4 protein-coding genes are annotated in these 4,407 nt (G+C 56.1%); 1 reads left to right on the top strand and 3 read right to left on the bottom strand.

Features of this window, described 5'->3' with window-relative positions; genetic code table 11:
* From AC1D00_RS28875 to rpmB, 3 genes are all read right to left on the bottom strand, one after another.
* The coding region (locus AC1D00_RS28875; RefSeq protein ID WP_477013005.1) for a phospholipase effector Tle1 domain-containing protein at positions 1–770 on the bottom strand (770 nt) is incomplete at its 3' end.
* A 48-nt stretch (positions 771–818) separates the two neighbouring features.
* Positions 819–2,792 (bottom strand): AAA family ATPase, encoded by a 1,974-nt coding sequence (locus AC1D00_RS28880; protein WP_477013006.1) that lies wholly within the window; start codon positions 2,790–2,792, stop codon positions 819–821.
* Between the two features lie 70 nt (positions 2,793–2,862).
* Complete coding sequence (gene rpmB, locus AC1D00_RS28885; RefSeq protein ID WP_477013007.1) at positions 2,863–3,174, bottom strand: 50S ribosomal protein L28; 312 nt, start codon at positions 3,172–3,174, stop codon at positions 2,863–2,865.
* A gap of 524 nt (positions 3,175–3,698) precedes the next feature.
* On the opposite strand from rpmB, the gene AC1D00_RS28890 reads away from it, so the two are divergent.
* The coding region (locus AC1D00_RS28890) for a DUF3108 domain-containing protein (protein WP_477013008.1) at positions 3,699–4,407 on the top strand (709 nt) is incomplete at its 3' end.

The following is a 4,407-nucleotide window of genomic DNA, read 5'->3' on the forward strand; positions in this document are numbered from 1 at the left end:
GTCTTGACGACTTGAGCAAAGCGATCACGAACAAACTCTTGGGAATCATCCCATTCCTTTAGGCGGAACATGCAGCGCCGTTCGTCGATCGCGATCGCCTGCCGGAAAACCTTAACGCTTGGGTTGCGCAGCGTGAAGGCGAGTTCCTCCAGGCTGAACACGAAGAAGAAATTGTCGCGTCTAGGCACGATCGCGCTTGCCACCGTGTCCCAGACGCCAATGAAGTGGATCGTCGGCCAGCGAGTTGGCCAGAAAGTTGTCAAATAAGCTAAGTTGTCATAGCCGACAGTTTCGGCTGCCGTTTTGTTTTTCAGGTTCGCATGGTGCGAACCACGGTGCGCGAAATCCGAGGATCGCTTGTAGGCAGTCAACCTGCTTGACTTAAAATTGGCCTGTTCTGGATAAAGTATCCCTACCGCATGGATTAAACCTGCAAGCGCGCGCACCGAATACGCTCCGCAGGAAAATCCAAAAAGGTAGATATGGTCTCCCTCTTGATAGTTGCGTATCAGGAAATCATAGGCTGACAGTACGTTCTCGTCGAATCCGTAGCCTGTAGTGATTCCGATAATCGTACGAGCGTTTTCTCGTAATCTAACCCAGGAGGTCTCCGCTGGACCCGGTGTTCCTACACCAGGATCGTAGTAGACGAGCTGCTGCACCGTCTCGCTATCCTTCTTGCGAAGACAATGATAGAACTTCAACACATTGGAGATGCTATCGCCGCGTTCGCTGTTTATCCAGTCGCAGCAAATGACCAAGTTCTTCATGTCAGGCTTGTCTCGATATTTTGAGTCGCACTGAGTCCTGCTAGGTGACTAGACGGCGCTTCTAAAGCGTTCGAAGACAGCGATGATATCTTGAAATGCCTTCTCCGGTTCGGCGTTGTTCAGATATAGCTGTTTGAGGCGGCCGACTGATATGTCCGCTTCTGAAGCGAATTTGTTGAGGATGAATCTACCTGGAAGGTCGACCCTCCATATCGGATCGTCATTTTCGATCGCCTTTGCGAGCCGTTCGAACTCTGAGGTTACAAGGCTGCTTATTAACTTCCTATCCAGCCCCACCTGAACGCGGCTCAACTCGTTGTCTAGCTTTGCTTCCATTAATTGACACAGGGCTGCCGGCGATTTTGCGTCTACGGCTCCTCTCGGCATCACGCTTACGTTGCCAACTTTCGCGCGTATCGCTGCTGTAACGTTCAATGCAACTGCATAAGGGACAGCTTCTGCGGCGATCTTTAGTATGCGTTTCTTGATCTCGGCGACGTTTCGAAGCCATGAATCTGCGGGTTCGATCTGTTCGAAGCACGCAGCAAAGGTCTGTTCATCCAAGAAGTAGTTCTCTAAGTGATACCTAGGTAAAACGGTTATTCGGTTCGTTTCACTCTTCGTGATGGCATTCGACCCGATAATATTCGCCGCGTCGCGATCGCATAAAAGATAGAAGCGTACGCCCCAGATCGTCTTGCTCACTATGTTCGAGTATGCGTCTGCAAACGATCGGATTGAATCTTTGCCACCAGCAGGTACTAGAACAAATTCTGGGAAACGGTTCCTGAGGACCGCGCTGTACGTCAACTTATCGAGGCTGGCTTCTTCGCCTTCGATTAAAACCAGCTTCTTCCCCAGAGATATGACGCCGATCGATTGACCTAAAGCTTGGAGCGCGTGGTGGGTTTGATCGTCCCGATTAACAATCAGAGCTTGATTGTCGAGGTCCGCTTGAGGCTGTCTAACGAACACGACAGTATTTTCAAGCGACGCAGATATTATTTCCGGTGAGTGAGTAGAGAACAAAAATTGATTGCGCTTGCCTGCGGAAGCTAGCGTTTGCAGGAGTTTATAACTGAGCTCCGGATGCAGATGTAGCTCAGGCTCATCGAAGACGATTATGCAATCTTCGGGGCCTCGCAGAATGAAATCAAAGACAATGTTGATTACTTCGCGTTCGCCCGAACTGAGGTGCTCTATAGGCAGCTTCACGCCTTCCGTTTCGAAATAGATCTGTTGGTCGCGTGTATTTACCTCGATGAGTTTCTTCGGTGCCAACAGGTGCCAAAAGGCGTCCTTGAATGGCTGAAGTATGTCTGGGATGTCTAGCGGCATGGAGGCCTCGCCCGCGCGTTGACGGGCGAGTGCATCCTCCGCAATTTGTCTCTTTTGGCCTTCCACCATCCTGAACAAGGAGTGGCGAACGTCGTTGTAGCGGCTCGACATTGGGACGAACGACATATCCCAGCTCAGTTCTTCTGATAGAGGATCTCCGATATCCCAGCCGAACACATACTGCGCTACGTTCCGGATCGCTCGATCGCTATCAAAATTTAGAAATGAGCTCTTGTACTGATTGCGTCTTTGATTCCTCTGCAGGGTGGTACGTAGGAGACCTGCGTCATTGCCAATTCGAGGGTCTAGTGTTGTCTTTCCCCATCGAGTACGCTCGTCATCACAAGTTGCCTCTACTGTCATGTGCACATTTGGAGACGCCCCTGGACTTTGAGCGAACCCAATCAATGCGGAGCTAATGTGCGTCTTCCCGACTCCATTTGGACCGGCGAACACTACGATATCGGCCATATCGCGGGCGGAGATTCTCTTCAGCGGACCTACATCGACTAGTTCGAAAGAGGTAATTCGCATGCAAGCAAACTCATTTGTTTGAATGCCGAAGCTTAGCGAGAGGTTCACGCAACAACTAGAGCTTGTTTCTTTGGGAAACGCATTTCTTGCGCATTCTTCGAGCGCATCCCCAAAAACAAAAACGGCCGGATCTTCCGATCCGGCCGTCATGCAAAACTCTACTCGGCTAAGCCTACGCCACGCGACGCAACCTAGCCCCCGCCCAATTCAATAAATTCGCTTAGCTGGCCTTCTTGACCGGCGCGGCCGTCGGGCCGACCTTTTTCTGGATGGCGCGCTTCAGCTCGAGGGCGCGCGGCGACAGGACGTCGGCGCTGGCCTTGAGCAGGAAGGCGTCGAGGCCGCCATTGTGGTCGACGCTCTTGACCGCGTTGGTCGAGACGCGAAGGCGCACGTTGCGCTCCAGGGCTTCGCTGATGAACGTCACGTTGACGAGGTTCGGCAGGAAGCGGCGCTTGGTCTTGATGTTGGAGTGGCTGACCTTGTGGCCGACGAGGGGGCCCTTGGCCGTCAGTTCGCAGCGGCGAGACATGTCACAAATCCTTATTCTGACCCCCAACGAGTTGCGGCCGCCATTCGGGGCGCCACGGGGGCAAATTCTCTGTCCTTGCAGGGAGCGGCGGACGTATAGGGGGGAAGCGGCGGGACGTCAAGTTTTTGGGGCGGAGTTTTGGGCCCCGCGCCATGACCCACGATAGGTGTCATCGCCCGGCTTGGCCGGGCGATCCAGTACTCCGAGGCGGTGCGGCCGGAGTCGAGGGGCTGCGGCGTACCCCGGTCAAGCCGGGGCATGACGGCGGAGTGCTGGCACAGGATTACCGCCCCCGATCACCAAAACGGCAATGTTTGAAGTGCCTTACCATCACATAAAGGGCGTATTCGCCCCCGAAGACTCCGGTGGAGTTCCGCGCCTGTTACGCCCGGACACATTGTTTGCCGCGGTTTTTGGCTTAAATAACAACCGTCGCGCCCCGATTGGATTGTTTCGTGCTCATTTTCCCCCGACTTGCGCCCAGGCCGCGCATCGCCAGTCCGCGGTTTGCCGCCCGGCTGGCCATGGCGGCCCTGTGCGGGCTGGCCTTCGCATGGGAGGCGAAGCCAGCCGCGGCGCAAGGCAAGCTCGAGGCGCAGTACGAGGCGACGCTCTCAGGCATTCCGGTCGGCAGGGGCGCCTGGAACATCGACATCCAGGACGACGTGTTCGCAGCGGCCGCCTCCGGCGGCACCACGGGGCTGCTGAAGTCGTTCGCGGGCGGGTCCGGCACCGGCGCCTCGCAGGGGCGGGTGGTCAACGGCGCGCTGGTTGCGACCGGCTACCAGGCCTCCACCACCACCTCGAAGAAGACCGAAGAGATCCACATCACGCTCGACAAGGGCAATGTGAAGGAGTTCGGCATCGTGCCGGAGCCGCCGGTCGATCCTGATCGCATCCTCGTCACCGACGCGCATCGCCGCGGCGTCTGGGACCCGATGACGGCTTCGCTGTTGCGCGTGCCGGGCACCGGCGACCCAGTCTCGCCGGACGCCTGCCACAACGGCGCGCCGGTGTTCGACGGCCGCATGCGCTACGACCTCAAGCTCGATTTCAAGCGCATGGAGAATGTGAAGGCGGAGAAGGGCTATCACGGCCCGGTCGTCGTTTGCGCGCTCTATTTCGTGCCCGTGGCGGGCTACATCCCTGACCGTCCCGTGATTAAATATCTCGCCGCCCAGCGCAACATCGAGATCGCCTTCGCGCCCGTCGCCGGCACGCGCATCCTGGTTC

This window comes from Bradyrhizobium sp. P2_E8 (assembly GCF_056403875.1).